This is a genomic window from Streptomyces sp. x-19 (assembly GCF_046549115.1).
Lineage (GTDB): Bacteria > Actinomycetota > Actinomycetes > Streptomycetales > Streptomycetaceae > Streptomyces > Streptomyces albulus_C.
Window position 1 is genome coordinate 866,737 of the sequence record NZ_JAJPWK010000001.1, and the last position, 14,910, is coordinate 881,646.

Here is a 14,910-nt window from a genome sequence, read left to right on the forward strand (position 1 = left end):
GGGGTGTCCGGGGTGTTCTTGCTCATGGACACGAGGAGGAGCGGTCACTGTGTTGGATCCCCAGGGGTTGTACGAATGGGAGCCGAGCGGGCTCGCGGCGGTCGAGGCGATCACTGCCAGGGATTCCGCCGGCCTGGTGCTGCTGTACCACTTCGACGGCTACATCGACGCCGGTGAGACCGGCGACCAGATCGTGGAGAGGCTGCTCGACGGCCTGCCGCACCGGGTCGTGGCCCGCTTCGACCACGACCGGTTGGTCGACTACCGGGCGCGCCGCCCGCTGCTCACCTTCGAACGGCACCGTTGGACCGCGTACGAGACGCCGCGCATCGAACTCCACCTGGTCGAGGACGCCACCGGTGCGCCCTTCCTGCTGCTGTCCGGGCCCGAACCGGACGTGGAGTGGGAGCGGTTCGCGGCGGCGGTCCGGCAGATGGTGGAGCGGCTGGGCGTCCGGCTGTCGGTCAACTTCCACGGCATTCCGATGGGCGTCCCACACACCCGGCCCGTGGGTCTGACCCCGCACGGCAACCGCACGGACCTGATGCCCGGGCACAGCAGCTTCTTCGACGAGGCCCAGGTGCCCGGCAGCGCCGAGTCCCTCATCGAATTCCGGTTGGAAGAGGCGGGGCACGACGTACTGGGCGTGGCGGCGCACGTCCCGCACTACATCGCACGGTCCGCGTACCCGGACGCCGCGCTCACCGCCCTGGAGGCGGTGACGGCCGCCACCGGCCTGGTGCTGCCGAACGCCGCGCACGCACTGCGCACGGAAGCGCTGCGCACGCAGGAGGAGATCGAGCGACAGATCTCCGAGGGCGACGAGGAACTGGTCGCCCTGGTCAGTGGCCTTGAGCACCAGTACGACGCGGTGGCCGGGGCCGAGACCCGGGGGAGTCTCGTGGCTGAGCCTGTGGAGCTTCCGTCGGCCGACGAGATCGGGCGCGAGTTCGAACGCTTCTTGGCGGAACGCGAGGCCGAGGGCGGCGGGGCGTGAGCTGAGGCGGATGCCGAGGGGCGGTTCGGGGGCGCGGTCGGTCGTGAGGCGGTAACTGTCGCTCAGCGGATGCCGGTTGGTGTCCTTCGCCCCGAGCCGTCGGTGGTTCTCCGCTCCTCGTATGTGGTGGGCGTCGGTCCTGGCAGCGGAGGCGAGGTTTCCCTCGTGCGCGGTGCGCCGCCCGGAGGTCCTGCTCGTGGTGCCGGCCGTATAGCGTGGGGCCATGGTGAAGGTGGGGCTGACCGGCGGGATCGGTGCCGGCAAGAGTGCAGTGTCGCGGTTGCTGGCGTCGTACGGCGCGGTGATCGTGGATGCGGACAAGATCGCACGCGAGGTCGTCGAGCCGGGCACGCCCGGACTCGCCGCGGTGGTCGCGGAGTTCGGGGCGGACGTCCTCGCGCCGGACGGCACCCTGGACCGGCCCAAGCTGGGTGCGCTGGTCTTCTCCGACCCCGAGAAGTTGAAGGCGCTCAACGCGATCGTGCACCCGCTGGTCGGCGCGAGGTCCGCCGAACTCGAAGCGTCCGCCGGGACGGACGCCGTGGTGGTGCACGACGTGCCACTGCTGACGGAGAACGGCCTGGCGCCGCTCTACGACCTGGTGGTGGTCGTCGACGCGACGCCCGAGACGCAGGTGGACCGGCTGGTGCGGCTGCGCGGCATGACCCCGGACGAGGCGGCACAGCGGATGGCCGCGCAGGCCAGCCGCAAGGAACGGCTGGCCGTCGCCGACCTGGTGATCGACAACGACGGACCGCTGGAGGCGCTGGAGCCGCAGGTCCGTGAGGTGTGGGAGCGCCTGCGGGGTGCCTGAGGTCGGACGATAGCCTCACCGCCATGACAACTACCGAGCTTGATCCCAAGTCCCCGGCCACCGGCCCCGAATCGAGTGCCGGGGCCGTTGACCCCGCTCCCGCGTCGTTCGTGGTGAACGTTCCCGGCCTCGCCGACGCCGACCTGGAGCCGGAGCCCCTCGACCCCGAACAGATCGTCTCCGGAGACCCGGTGGTGACGGGCAAGGTGCTGTGGGAATCACCGGATGGCAGCCAGATCCGGGGCATCTGGCAGATCACCCCCGGTGTGGTGACGGACACCGAGGCGAACGAACTGTTCGTGGTCGTCAGCGGACGGGCGACCATCGAGGTCGAGGGCGGCCAGGTCCTGGAGGTGGGACCGGGCGACGCCTGCGTCCTGCGCGAGGGCGACCGCACGCGGTGGACGGTGCACGAGACGTTGCGCAAGGCCTACCACATCAGCCTCTAGCGGTGGTGCATCGACGTCAGCGTGAGGGGCTGACGTCGGTGCGGGACGCGCCCCCGATGGCTGGGCGCCTCGGCGGGGCCAGTCCGCCGGACCGGGGAATGCGGCAACGGACCCAAGTGTTAACGCCGTCGTTGTTGCACCGCACAGAACGCCGTACGGAGCATGGTCCTTCGAGGCCAGCCCGGCGCCACCCGGAGAGGAGACGGCCCGTGCACCAGCGCAGTCCCGAGACGAACGTCATTGACTACCGTGCCGCGGAACAACTGCTGTCCGCCCGCGACCCGCGCGGCGCGATCCGGTTGCTGGATTCCGTCATCACCGCACACCCCGAGAACACCGCAGCACGACTGCTGCGCGCCCGCGCCTTCTTCCTCTCCGCCCAACTCCGGCCCGCCGAGCTGGAGTTCCAGATCGTGCTGGAACGCGAACCGGACAACGCCTTCGCCCACTTCGCCCTCGGCCGCACCTTGGAGCGCGCCAGCCGTCCCGACGAGGCCCTGCGCCATTTCCGCCTGGCTGCCGCCCTGGAACCGCGCCCGGACTTCCTCCGTGCCGCCCGGTTCGCCCAGGAGCAGGTCGACGGCGGTCGCGCGGTCGGTCCGGACGACGTCGTCGGGTAGTCCTCGTCGGCGTGTGGGGCGTCCGACGGGCGGTGACGGCAAGGGCGGTGACGGTGACTGTGGCTGTGGCTACGGTCTGGAGTCGCGTCGCCGCCCGGCCGGCCTACGTATCTCGTTGCGGCCGTGGTCGGGTTCGTAGGGTGGGATGTTCCTGCCGGGTTGGTAGTGCGGCCCCTGATGGATGTGTCGGATCACCATGCCGAGGTCGGTCAGCGCCACTGCGGCCAATGCGGCGCACGCGGCCGCCCACTGGGGCCGGCCGGCCATGACGAAGGCCACGGTGCCGGCGACGGCCCACAGCAGCCCCCACAGTGCCAGCCCGCACCGCATCCGCAGCGGACTGCGTGCGTGCAGCGGCTCATCACCCGAGCGCATCGCCATTCATCTCCTCCCTCCAGCATCCTCCTGATCGCTACGTCCGTCACGTGCCTGAGCGCCCCTGGTGGGTCTGATGGGTGTGACGACTCTCGTGGGTCTGGCAGACCCCTGGGGGCGCGGTTCGGGCGGTTCCTCCTCCGGTGCGTGGTCATCGTCGTGCCCGGCTCGGACGCGCACGGGCTCCCGCGTCGGGGCTTTCCGGCTCGTCGGGGGAGGGGACGTCGGTCGTCGCAGCGCTGGGGGGCTTCCGGGGCGTGGATCGCCCGCCGGATGGGTGTTGATCCACGTGAGTCCACCGATGTCGAGCTGTGAGCGGGCCCGGGTCACCGCGACGTAGGCCAGGCGGGCCTCGTCGAGATCGACCGGGCCGGGCAGGGGAGAGCCGTCCTCGTCGCACTCGTCGAGGTCTTCGGGCGCGGTGAAGTCGTCCGCGATGCGCACGCTCGCCCACTCGCGGCCCTTTGCCCGGTGCGCCGTGGACACCGTGACCTGCGCGGACCGCTCGGGCGAGAGCTGCTCCACGGCGCGGAGCACCGCGTCCGACCCGTGGTCGTCGACGAGCTCCACCAGGGGCAGCAGATCGCGGCCGGCTGGATCGAACTCCGCGTACTCGCGGAGTTCGGACCAGGTCTCGAAGAGCACCAGCTCGGGGTGTGCGGTGCGGCGCCCCGAGCTGAGGTCGTGTGCGGCGCGGGCCAGGGCGCTCAGCGCCTCTCCGCCCCCGGCGAGCGCGACCCGCAGGTTCGTCTCCAGCTGGCGTATCACTTCAACCATGGCGCCCACGTTCGTCCGGCACAAGATCGCTTCGGGTGCGGGGAGGCGGCACAACTCGGTCTTCTGCCGGGCCGACCCCGTGAGGCGGATGGGCGCGTCGATGACCGTCAGCCAGCGGTTGGCCTCGGCCGCGAGGGCGGGACCGAACCGGAAGGACCGGGTGAGGCCGAGGTGGGTGCCGTCGAAGCCGGTCATCACGTCGCGGGCGCCGCGCCAGCCGTAGATGGCCTGCGCGGAATCCCCGACCAGGACCAGCTGTGCGTGATCACGCTGTGCGGTGAGGACCTGCTCGACGACCGGATTGGTGTCCTGCGCCTCGTCGACGAGGAGGAAGTCCGCGGGGATGACGGGGGCGGTCAGGGCCCAGATCTTGAGGTAGTGGTCGTGCTCGAAGCGGACCACGCCGTGGTCCGGTCGCTGTAGATCGGCCCATGCCCTGCGGGCGTACGGCAGGACGTGGTCGGCGAGTTGGGCGTGCAGTGGCTCGCACTCGGCGCCGCGCAGTGGCGGGACGTGGTGGTGGGCGATCTCGGCGTCGGCGGACTGGCAGAAGCGGGCGACGGTGCGCAGGACGGCGTAGGAGAGGGCCTTGTTGTCGACCTTGCGGGGGCCGATGCGTAAGCGCGTCCCGTCGTCGATCCCGAGGGCGGCGCCGGTGCGCCAGCCCGCCCGACGCGGCGCGTTCAGCCGGGAACGGTAGTGCCGGCCGACCGCGCCGAACGCAAGCGCGTGGGCGGTTCCGCAGCGCACCTCGGCGGGGAAGGTCCGGGCGGCGTGGCGGGCGACGGCGCGGTTGAAGGCGAGGTAGCGGCCGTTGCGGCGCTGTCGCCTGGCGACGTCCGCCAGCATCGCCAGGGTCGTCGTCTTGCCGGTGCCGGCGCCGGCCTGGATCACGAGGTGGGCGCCGGTCGGAAGGGCTTCGGCGGCGGCGGTCTGTTCGGGCGTCGGGGTGTGCATGGGGGCTCCTGGTGGGTGGGAACTGCCGGATGGAGTCGCGCTCGGCGGTGGCTCGTGCGGTGCGAGTCACCGACCGGCTTCGTCACTGAATGTAATCGAATCGCGCTGGCGGTGGGTGCGGTGCGTCAGGGCTGTGGATAACTTCTTCGGGAGCTTCTCCGAACCCTGTGCAGGCTGTCGTCAGAGGTGCATATCTGCTGGTCGAGCGGGCTCTGCGGGGTCTGGAGGGGGAGTGCGGTGCGGCGTGCTCGGGCTTCGCGGACGGCCGCGGGTGGGCGGATTGTCAGTGGTCTCTGCTTTCCTCGACATCACGCAGAGCCGCGACGACGGAAGCGGCGCGAACGGTCGAGACGGACGACGGGAGCGCGCGAGGGGAGCAGCGGGACGGCCAGGCAGGGCAGCGCGCCGCAACCGGTTGCGATCGTCGCGGCCGCCGCAGGACGACGGGGGAGGACGACATGACGGCGACCGTAGACTCGCAGGTCGGGGAAGCAGCAGAACGAGGTCGGGCGCGACGGGCCCGGTGGGCGCCGAGACCGGCGCGGAAGGACCCGATGACAGGGGATGGCATGGCGAGCTGGCAGGAGGCACCCACCGGTGCGCCCCGGCCGTCGACCGCCCCTGCCGCCAGCGCGCCCAGGGTGGCCGCGGCGCTTGAGGGGAGAGTCGGGGATCTGGCCGCGGCCGTCGAGGGCTGCGCCGCCGTTTACCTCCCCGCCATCCCACCGCGTGCGGGGAAGGTCGCCTTCTGGCGACCGGACGGCGGGCCGCTCCCCGATGCCGTGGCCGGAGAGGCCGAGGCTGGAAGCGGCCGGGACGCGGCGCCGGTCGGCCAGGTCACGCGACTGACCGTGGCCCGCCGGCATGGCGCCGGGGCACGGAGCCGCACGGTGCCCGCACTGGTGGTCCCGCTCCCCGCGGCCATTCCGCTGCTGACCCGTGCCCGGCACGCTCCGGACGCCCACCCGGCCGCGTCCTGCTGGGGCGCGGCCACCCTGCACGCCCTGCACCTCGTCGCCCGCGGCAGGCTGCTGCCCGGCCTGACCGGCGGGGACGTCGACGCCTGGCGGGCCGGCCCGCTCGACCCCGACGACGTCGCGCACCTGCGGGCCGTCGCCGCCGCCATGCCCGGCGAGGCGTATGCCGTACCGCTGCCCGGCAGCCGACCGCTCCAACTGCCCGATCCGGCCGTCCTGGTGCGCCAGTTCGTGGACGCCGTCGTCGACACCCTGCCCCGCACCCCGGCGGCGGCACTGGTGGCCGGGGCGCCGTTCGCCGCGCCCGCACCGCAGCACCTCCCGGCCGCCCGGGAGTGGGCGGCCGAGGTCGCAGCGGGCGTCGACGCCGGGGTGCGGCTCTCGCTCCGCCTCGACCTCGCCCCGCACCAGCTCTTCGACGCGGGAGAACGAGCGGAACAGAGCGTCGCGACGGACGGGGAGCAGGGGGACGAGGTCGGGGAAGGCGCGGCGCCGTACCCCGGAGCCCCGGGGGAGCGCCGGGCGGCGGCGGCCGTCCTCCAGGTGCAGAGCCTCACCGATCCGACCCTGGTGGCCGACGCCCGCCAACTGTGGGAGGGCGAGGCGCCCGACGCCTTCGGCCCGCGCCCCCTCGCCGACACGCTCCTCGCGCTGCGCCGGGCCACCCGGTTCTGGCCTCCGCTCGACCGCCTCCTGGAGCGCCCCGTCCCCGATGTGCTCCCGATCAGCGAGGACGAGCTGTCCGAGCTGCTGGGCGCTGCCGCGCCCCGCCTCGCCGCCGCCGGAGTGGCCGTCCACTGGCCCAGGGAACTGACCCGCGGCCTGACCGCGACGGCGGTGCTGCGCCCCGCGCCGGGGTCGGCGGCGGACGGTTTCGGCTTCTTCGACACCGGTCAACTGGCCCAGTTCCGCTGGCAGGTGGCGATGGACGGGGTGCCGCTCAGCGAGGCGGAGATGGACATGCTCGCCGAGGCGCACCGCCCGGTGGTCCGACTGCGCGACCAATGGGTCCTGGTCGACCCCGCGATGGTCCGCAAGGCGCGCAAGCGCGAACTGGGCTACGTGGACCCCCTCCGGGCGCTCGCCACGACGCTCGACGGCACCACCGAGGTGGACGGCGAAGAGGTCGAGGTGGTGCCCCTGGGCGCGCTCGCCGCCCTGCGCGGCCGGCTCACCGGCCGGGCGCGTCCGCTGCCCCCACCACCCGGCCTCCGCGCGACCCTGCGCGACTACCAACTGCGCGGCATGGCGTGGCTCGACACGATGGTCTCCACCGGGCTGGGCGGCTGCCTGGCCGACGACATGGGCCTGGGCAAGACGATCACCGTCATCGCGCTCCACCTGCACCGGCTGCCCACCGACCCGGTCCTCGTCGTCTGCCCCGCCTCCCTCCTCGGCAACTGGCAGCGCGAGATCGAACGCTTCGCCCCCGGCACGCCCGTGCGCCGCTTCCACGGCGCGGGCCGCAGCCTCGACGGCGTGGACGCCGGATTCGTGCTCACGACCTACGGGACGATGCGCAGCAGCGCGGCCGAACTCGCCGACCGCGCCTGGGCCTGGATCGTCGCCGACGAGGCGCAGCACGTGAAGAACCCGCGGTCCTCGACGGCGCGGGCGCTGCGCGGCATCAAGGCTCCGGCGCGGATCGCCCTCACCGGCACGCCGGTGGAGAACAACCTGTCCGAGCTGTGGGCGCTGCTGGACTGGACGACCCCGGGGCTCCTCGGCCCGCTCAAGACGTTCCGGGCGCTGCACGCCCGGGAGGTCGAGGGAGGCGAGGACCCACGGGCGGCGGACCGACTGGCCAGACTGGTGCGTCCGTTCGTCTTGCGCCGAAAGAAGTCCGACCCGGGGATCGCGCCCGAGCTCCCACCGAAGACCGAGACAGACCACCCGGTTCCGCTCGGACGCGAACAGGCCGCGCTGTACCAAGCAGTGGTGCGCGAGACCCTGGCGAGGATCGAGGGTGCCGAGGGGATGGCGCGGCGCGGCCTGGTGATGAAGCTGCTCACCGCCCTCAAGCAGATCTGCAACCACCCGGCGCAGTACCTGAAGGAGACCGCCCCCGGCCTCGCCGCGCGCTCCGGGAAGCTGGAGCTACTCGACGAACTCCTCGCCACCATCCTCGCGGAGGGCGGCGCCACCCTGGTCTTCACGCAGTACGTCAGCATGGCGAGGTTGCTCGAACGCCACCTCGCGGGCCGAGGGATCCCCACCCAACTCCTGCACGGCGGAACCCCGGTGGCCGAGCGGGAGAGGATGGTTGACGACTTCCAGTCGGGCCGGGCACCGGTCTTCCTGCTGTCCCTGAAGGCGGCCGGCACCGGCCTGAACCTCACCCGCGCCGGACACGTCGTCCACTACGACCGCTGGTGGAATCCGGCGGTGGAGGAGCAGGCCACCGACCGGGCCTACCGCATCGGCCAGACCCAGCCCGTCCAGGTCCACCGACTGATCACCGAGGGCACCGTCGAGGACAACATCGCCCAACTCCTCACCGCCAAAAGAGCCCTCGCGGACGCGGTGCTCTCCGGCGGGGAGGGGGCGCTCACCGAGTTGACCGACGCCCAACTCGCCGATCTCGTCTCGCTGAGGAGGACCGGATGAGCCCGGGACACCGGCGCCGGACCGGCAGTCCCGGGCGTGCCGCCGCGGCGGACCGACTGGTCCGCGCCGATCGCTCCCGCACCTTCCCGCCGCTGCCCGAACCGGACACCACGGAGGGGCCGGACGGGTCGGGCGCGCGATCCTGGTGGGGCGGCGCCTGGCTGGAGGCGCTGGAGGGCAGCGCCCTCGACGGCGCGCGCCTCGCCCGCGGTCGGGCCTACGCCCGCGACGGCCGCGTCGACACGATCAACGTCACCCCCGGCCGGGTGATCGCCACGGTGCGGGGCAGCCGACCCCGCCCGTACAGCGCCGAGGTGCGGATCACGACGTTCACCGAGCAGGAGTGGGACGCCCTCCTGGACGACGTCGCGGCCCACCCCGACCGCCTTGCCGCGTTGCTGGCCAAGAAGCTGCCCCGGGCACTGGCCGAAGGGGCGGTGCGACTCCTCCCGGGGCCGGGGGAGTTGACGCCCCGGTGCCCCTGTCCGGACAGCGGCCGGCCCTGCAAGCACGCCTCCGCGCTCTGCTTCCAAGTGGCCCGCCTGTTGGACGCCGACCCCTTCGTCCTCCTGCTGATCCGGGGCCGGGGCGAGCGGGAGCTCCTCGACGAGCTCGCGCGCCGCAACGCCGACCACGGCGCACGGGAGAGCCGGGGCCGGTCCTTCGCGACCCCCGGTACCTCGGCGAGCGGGCCCGCCGCCGACGACGTGCCCGGACCGGTGTCCGCATCGGGGGTCGGTCCGGCTGCGTCCCTTGGGATCCCCGGCTCGGTCCCGGCACCGTTGGCCGTCGAAGAGGCCGCGGCCGCCGGGTCCATCGTGGCCGCGCCCCGCGGGGTGCTCGCCCGGGAGGCCCTCGTCGACCGGCCCCGCCCGCCGCTTCCGCCGCCCGCCGCGGTGCCGGCGCAGCCCGGCCAGCCGCAGGCCCTCCCGGACGCCGGCGGGCTGCCCTTCGACGCCACCGTCCTGGAAATCGTCGCGGCCGATGCCGCCGCCCGCGCCCACGCCCACCTGTCCGCCGCAGGCACCGCGGGGGCCGACGGCCCGGCCGCCCCCGGCCCGTTCTCGACGCTGCCGCCGTGGGAGGACGCCGTACGGCTGGCCGCGACCGCCCATCCGACGGCCGGTCTGACCGCCACGACCCGCGCGCTCTACCGCGACGTCGCGGCGGCGACCGGCCGGCACCCCACCGACATCGCACGTTCCGTCGCGGCCTGGCGGCAGGGCGGTGCCGAGGGGCTCACCCTCCTGGAAGACGCCTGGAACCCTCCGGCCGGCGATTTCGACCGGGCCCGCAGCGCCCTGCTGGCCGCCGGCCTGCCGGCGCTGCGCCCCCACCAGAATCGCCTCACCGACGCCGACCGCGGCATCCAACTGCGGTTCGGCCACGACAACCGCTGGTACCCCTACGAATCCGAGCCCGGCGCCCAGGAGTGGTGGCCGGCCGGCCCCGCCGACCCGGACCCCGTAGGCGCCCTGACCACCCTGTTGGCACGATGACTACCCTCAACGTCGTGGAAGGTCTCGACGCACTCACCCGCTCCCTCGCGCAGCGCACCCCCGAGCAACTCGCCGCACTGCTCACCCGCCACGCCGAGCCGCTCGCCCGTCGCCCCGCGCCCACCGAACTCCGCGGGCTGGCCGGCGCGTTGTGGTCCTACGACACCCTCCACCACGTGGTGCTGCACCTCGATCACCCCGGATTGCAGGTGCTCGCCACCACGGCGCGCATCAGCCAGGAACGGGCCGCCAGGGACGCCGCCGCGCCCGCCGCCCCGGCCGCGGGCGCCGGCTACCAGTCCCTGATGGCCCACCGGCTGTCCTTCCCCCAGCTGGCCAGCGAACCCGTCCCGCCCGCGGACGTGCACGCCGCGCTGGGCGCCGCCGCTCCCGGACCCGCGCGGACCGCCGCCGAAGCGGCGCTGGACGCGCTCTGCGCCGACGGCCTCGCCGCGGTCACCGAGGACGGCGCCGTCGTCGTCCCGCCGCGGATCCCGCAACTCCTCGCGGCCCACGACCTCGGCCCGTTCGCCCCGCACGCGCCGACGCCCGTCCCCGAGGGCGCCGAGCCACCCGGCGACCACCCGGACGCCTCCGCCGCGCCCGCCCCGCGGACCTCGCCGCACGACGAGTCCCAGGCGGCCGCGGCGCAGTTGGCCACTACGGTGGAGCGCCTGCTCGCCGCCCTGGCCACCGAGCCCGCCACGCTCCGCAAGTCAGGCGGACTGACCGTGCGCGAGCTCAAACGCCTGGCGAAGGCGGCCGGCGCCACCGAGCCGCACACCCGCCTCCTGCTCGATCTCGCCCTGGCCGCCGGCCTGATCGCCCTGACCCGCTGCCCGTCGGGGATCACCGCGCTGCCCACCCACGCCTACGACGACTGGCTCGCCCGCCCGCCCGGCGCCCGCCTGGCCCCCGTACTGTCCGCCTGGTACGCCCTGTGGGACGTCCCCACCCACACCCCGTTCGGCGAGACCCCGACGGCCCTGGTCCGCGGTCACGACCGGTACGCCCCGGCCCTCCGGCACGCCCTCCTCGCCGCCCTGGCGGACGTCCCGCCGGGCGTCGGCGAGACGCTCCCGCCGCTGCCGGACGGGCCGGCGGACGAGGCCGCCCTTGCGTCCCTCCAGCACCTGCTCCGAGCGGCGGACTGGCACCGTCCGCTCGCCGTCACCGCACAGCCGGCGGCGCACGAGCGCGCCGCCCACACCCTCCACGAGGCGGCCTACCTCGGCCTCACCGCCCACGGCACCCTCACTCCCCTCGGCCGGGCCCTGCTCAGCGACCCGGCGGACCTCGACGCGCCGCTGCGCGACCTCCTGCCGCCACCCGTCGAACAGGCCCACTTCCAGGCCGATCTGACCGCCGTCGTGCCCGGTCGCCCGGCCCCCGCCCTCGCCGGACTCCTCGCCTCCGCAGCCGACCGGGAGTCCGAGGGGCACGCCGTGACCTGGCGTTTCACCCCCGGCTCGGTCCGCCGCGCGCTGGACTCCGGCCACACCGTCGACACCCTTCGCACCGCCCTAGCCGCCGCCTCGGCAGCCGGCCCCCTGCCGCAGCCCCTCGACTACCTCCTCCAGGACACCGCCCGCAGCCACGGCCGGATGCGGGTCGTGCCCACCGGCTGCTGCATCCGCTCCGACGACGAGGCGCTGCTCGCCGAACTCGCCGCCCACCGCGCCCTGCGCGAGCTGGCGTTGCGTGCCATCGCGCCGACCGTCCTGGTCAGCGGCCGATCGCCGGCCGCCACTCTGGACGCCCTGCGAGCTGCGGGCTACGCCCCCGCCCTGGAGTCCGACACCGGCGCAGCCACCGTCGAACGGCTCCCCAGCCACCGCACCGCAGCCCCCGGCCCCACCCGCGCCCCGCAGGCCACGCTCGCCCTCGCCCAACGCCTCCTGGGGCACCAAGGGGAACCCGCGGAGAGCCCCGCACACGGCGGCAGTTGATCGGCTGCCGTGCCGCAGGGGCGGTGCGTGGCCGCCGCGGCCCGGCACGGTCACGCGTACTCCGCGCCGCCCTTACGGGTCAGGTAGGCGCTGCTGACCACCGACAGCGTTTCGCGGCCCTCGGCCAGCGCCATCACCCGCTGCGCCCCGTACGGCCCGCTGAACAGCGTCGGCACCACCGGAAGCCGTCCGGCCAGCACCGGGCCCAACTCCTGCGGATCCAGCCACCGGACTTCGCCGCCGACCTCCACGGCGAGGTCGAAGATCGCGTATCCGGGCACGTCGCGCCGGCTGTCCGTGCCGTACCCGAGGTCCTGGACGCCGGTACAGGCCCACCTGTGCGAGCTGCAGCGCATCGGCGTTGGGCTGCTCGTGGACCGTCAGTTCCTCGACCGTGACGCGCAGCGTCGACATGCCGTTCCCCCGCTCCCCGTTCCTCGTTCGGTGTTTCCGGTTCCGCTTCCGACCGTGTGGTGTGGTGCCCGCGCCGGGTCTCTCCGGCCGGTGCCCCGCACCACTGTGATCGAGCCAATGTCGCGGGGTGACCGAATTTCATCGCTGTGGATCGGATATGACCGGGTGGCGGAGCGGAGGGCGACCGTCGCTCCGCGTTGTCAGTGGCGTCGAGTAGCGTTTTTCGTGCGAGGGGATCGATCGATGGTGACCGAGGGGGGAGTCGGCGTGAGGGACGACGGGGAGGCGGGCGTCGAGAGCGTGCGGAACGCCGTCAGCGGGACCGTGCACGGGACGGTGGTCCAGGCCGGCGTGATCCAGGGCGACGTGCGGGTCGAGGCGGCGCGGCCGGAGCTGCCGGTGCCACGGCAAGTACCACCCGGTTCACCGCAGTTCGTCGACCGCGAGCCGGTCCTGGCGGCGATCGACGGCTGGATGGGCGACGGCGGCGGCCTCGCGGTGCTCAGCGGACTGCCGGGGGTGGGCAAGAGCGCGACCGTCCGCCGATGGGCACAGGAGGAGCGCGGCGGGTTCCCCGGCGGCGAGTTCTACGTCGACTTCGCCGAACTGCGGGCGCAGGCCGGCGGCGACGTCTCGGCCGGGGTGAGCCGTTGCCTGCGGGCGCTCGGCGTCGAGGACCGCTACCTGCCGGACACGCTGGGCGAGTTGACCGGCCTGCTGCGCACCCTGACGGCGGACAAACGGGTGCTGATGGTGCTCGACGACGTGACGGAGCCCGCGCAGGTCCGCGCGCTGCTGCCGGGCGCCCCCGGAAGCGTCGTCCTGGCGACCAGCCAGGCGATGCTCGGGGAGTTGCTCGACGACGGCGCCCGTCTGATGCCGCTGGAGCCGCTGTCTCCGGAGCACGGGCTGCAACTGCTGCGCCGGTTGTGCGGACCGGCGCGGATCGACGCGGGCGGCGCGGACGCGGCCGGGCGGATCGTGGCAGGCTGCGGCGGACTGCCGGTGGCCCTGCACGTCGCCGCCGCACGACTGGTGATGCATCCGCGTTTGACGGTCGCCGCGCTGGCCGATGAATTGGCCGACGACCGGCGCCGACTGGACGCCCTGCGCCGGGGAGGGGAGCGCACGGTGTCCGCTGTCTTCGGGGTCGCCTACGCGGGACTGCCCGCGCTGGCCGCCCGGCTCTACCGACTGCTGGGCCTGCATCCCGGTCGCCACTGGGACGTCGCCTCGGCGGCCGCGGCAGCCGGGACCACCGCCGCCCACGCGGCCGAGCAACTCGACGTCCTGGAGACCGCGAGCCTGATCGCGATGACCGCCGACGGGCGCTACGAGTTCCACGACCTGGTGCGGCTGCACGCCCGTGAGCAGACCGTCCGCGAGGACGACGAGGCCGAGCGCACGGCAGTCGTGGCCCGGATCGTCGACCACCTGCTCACCCGTGCCGCCCAGGCGGACCTCGCCGTCATGGGCCGCCGGATGCGCATCGGGTCCCACACCGACCGGTTGGGCGAGGCGGACCGGGCCACCGCCTTCGCCGACCGGCAGGAGGCGCTCGATTGGTTGGACGCCTGGCGCGGTGAGCTGCTGTCCGCCCAACAGACCGCCGCCGAGCACGGCTGGCACCGCAGAGTGTGGGAGCTCGCCGAGGCGCTCACCGCCCTCTTCCTCAACCGCCGGTACCTCAACGACTGGGTCAGGAGCGGGGACCTCGGCGCCCGGCACGCCGCCGAGGACGGCAACCCGGCCGCCGAGGCCCGGCTGCGCACTCTGCTGTCCCGCCCGCTGATGGACCGCGACGAACTCCGGCGCGCCCGACGCGAGTTGGAGACCGCCGTCGCCCGCGCCGACGAGTCCGGCCACACCCTGCTGCGGGCCTCCGTCCGCGAGTTCTACGGCCGCTACTGGGATCGCTGCGACCCGGCCCGTGCGGTGACGACCTACGAGGAGGCGATGGTCTTCTACCGCGCCGCGGGCGACGAGCGCGGTATCGCCATCGGCCGGTACTTCATGGGGTGCGCCCAGCAGGCCGTCGGCCGGGTGGAGGAGGCCCGAGCCACCCTGCAGGACGCCTACGACGGGTTCATGGCCATCGACGACCGGCGGATGGGGGCCCGCGCGCTGGCCGCCATCGGCGGCGTCCTCCGGGCTCTCGGGCGCCATGCCGAGGCCGTGGCGGCCCTGGAGGAATCCGCGACCATGCTGCGCGAGCGCGGCGCCGTCCACTACGAGGCGCAGATCTGCGAGACGTTGGCGGAGCTGGCCGAGGAGCGCGGTGACCACAAGCAGTGGCGGCGCCATCTGGCACGGGCCCTGGAGATATACGAAGCGGGCGGCGGCCCGCGCGCCGTCCACCTGCGGCGCAGGCTGGAGGGCGACCTGCACGGCCCGAACGGCGGCCCGGACGGCCCGGACGGCCCGGACTGCGCGGGCGGTGACGGCCCCAGGGAGCCGTAGGCGGTTCAGGGTGCG

The 14,910-nt window shown here is 74.1% G+C and carries 11 protein-coding genes; 8 read left to right on the top strand and 3 right to left on the bottom strand.

Going from position 1 to position 14,910, the window contains the following annotated elements; genetic code table 11:
* Positions 1-49 precede the first annotated feature (49 nt).
* The 4 genes from ACLJT4_RS04005 to ACLJT4_RS04020 all read left to right on the top strand — a co-directional run bounded on the left by ACLJT4_RS04005 (position 50) and on the right by ACLJT4_RS04020 (position 2,880).
* Entirely contained in the window at positions 50-997 is a 948-nt protein-coding gene (locus tag ACLJT4_RS04005; RefSeq protein WP_016572060.1) for a PAC2 family protein, read from the top strand.
* 223 nt (positions 998-1,220) lie between these two features.
* On the top strand, positions 1,221-1,811 hold the full coding sequence (gene coaE / locus ACLJT4_RS04010) for a dephospho-CoA kinase (protein WP_411120990.1): 591 nt from the start codon (positions 1,221-1,223) through the stop codon (positions 1,809-1,811).
* A 23-nt stretch (positions 1,812-1,834) separates the two neighbouring features.
* The gene (locus ACLJT4_RS04015; RefSeq protein ID WP_078486987.1) at positions 1,835-2,260 is read left to right on the top strand and encodes a cupin domain-containing protein; all 426 of its coding nucleotides are present in this window, start codon (positions 1,835-1,837) and stop codon (positions 2,258-2,260) included.
* Positions 2,261-2,469: 209 nt separating this feature from the next.
* Entirely contained in the window at positions 2,470-2,880 is a 411-nt protein-coding gene (locus ACLJT4_RS04020) for a tetratricopeptide repeat protein (RefSeq protein ID WP_411120991.1), read from the top strand.
* Between the two features lie 69 nt (positions 2,881-2,949).
* Here ACLJT4_RS04020 and ACLJT4_RS04025 read toward each other — a convergent pair whose 3' ends face one another.
* Together ACLJT4_RS04025 and ACLJT4_RS04030 are read right to left on the bottom strand one after the other, a co-directional pair.
* Positions 2,950-3,255, bottom strand: a complete 306-nt coding sequence (locus tag ACLJT4_RS04025; RefSeq protein WP_078486985.1) for a DUF6343 family protein — start codon at positions 3,253-3,255, stop codon at positions 2,950-2,952.
* A 6-nt stretch (positions 3,256-3,261) separates the two neighbouring features.
* A complete protein-coding gene (locus ACLJT4_RS04030) occupies positions 3,262-4,989 on the bottom strand; it encodes a UvrD-helicase domain-containing protein (protein WP_411120992.1) in 1,728 nt (575 codons plus the stop codon).
* A 569-nt stretch (positions 4,990-5,558) separates the two neighbouring features.
* On the opposite strand from ACLJT4_RS04030, the gene ACLJT4_RS04035 reads away from it, so the two are divergent.
* Genes ACLJT4_RS04035 through ACLJT4_RS04045 form a run of 3 tightly spaced genes read left to right on the top strand, consistent with a single transcriptional unit; the run spans position 5,559 to position 12,021 of the window.
* On the top strand, positions 5,559-8,573 hold the full coding sequence (locus ACLJT4_RS04035; protein WP_411120993.1) for a DEAD/DEAH box helicase: 3,015 nt from the start codon (positions 5,559-5,561) through the stop codon (positions 8,571-8,573).
* Entirely contained in the window at positions 8,570-10,072 is a 1,503-nt protein-coding gene (locus ACLJT4_RS04040; protein WP_411120994.1) for a hypothetical protein, read from the top strand. Before ACLJT4_RS04035 ends, ACLJT4_RS04040 begins: the two co-directional genes overlap by 4 nt.
* 14 nt (positions 10,073-10,086) lie before the next feature.
* Complete coding sequence (locus tag ACLJT4_RS04045) at positions 10,087-12,021, top strand: helicase-associated domain-containing protein (RefSeq protein WP_411120995.1); 1,935 nt, start codon at positions 10,087-10,089, stop codon at positions 12,019-12,021.
* 50 nt (positions 12,022-12,071) lie between these two features.
* On the opposite strand, the gene ACLJT4_RS04050 is transcribed toward ACLJT4_RS04045, so the two are convergent.
* The gene (locus ACLJT4_RS04050) at positions 12,072-12,377 is read right to left on the bottom strand and encodes a hypothetical protein (RefSeq protein WP_411121078.1); all 306 of its coding nucleotides are present in this window, start codon (positions 12,375-12,377) and stop codon (positions 12,072-12,074) included.
* A gap of 325 nt (positions 12,378-12,702) precedes the next feature.
* Here ACLJT4_RS04050 and ACLJT4_RS04055 point away from each other — a divergent pair, with 325 nt between their 5' ends.
* A complete protein-coding gene (locus ACLJT4_RS04055; RefSeq protein WP_411120996.1) occupies positions 12,703-14,895 on the top strand; it encodes a tetratricopeptide repeat protein in 2,193 nt (730 codons plus the stop codon).
* The last annotated feature ends 15 nt before the right edge of the window (positions 14,896-14,910 follow it).

Coding starts and splice junctions, on each gene's coding strand:
- ACLJT4_RS04040 (WP_411120994.1), top strand. CDS start 8,570: ATGAGCCCGGGACACCGGCGCCGGACCGGCAGTCCCGGGCGTGCCGCC.
- ACLJT4_RS04035 (WP_411120993.1), top strand. CDS start 5,559: ATGGCGAGCTGGCAGGAGGCACCCACCGGTGCGCCCCGGCCGTCGACC.
- ACLJT4_RS04050 (WP_411121078.1), bottom strand. CDS start 12,377: ATGCGCTGCAGCTCGCACAGGTGGGCCTGTACCGGCGTCCAGGACCTC.
- coaE (WP_411120990.1), top strand. CDS start 1,221: ATGGTGAAGGTGGGGCTGACCGGCGGGATCGGTGCCGGCAAGAGTGCA.
- ACLJT4_RS04030 (WP_411120992.1), bottom strand. CDS start 4,989: ATGCACACCCCGACGCCCGAACAGACCGCCGCCGCCGAAGCCCTTCCG.
- ACLJT4_RS04025 (WP_078486985.1), bottom strand. CDS start 3,255: ATGCGCTCGGGTGATGAGCCGCTGCACGCACGCAGTCCGCTGCGGATG.
- ACLJT4_RS04015 (WP_078486987.1), top strand. CDS start 1,835: ATGACAACTACCGAGCTTGATCCCAAGTCCCCGGCCACCGGCCCCGAA.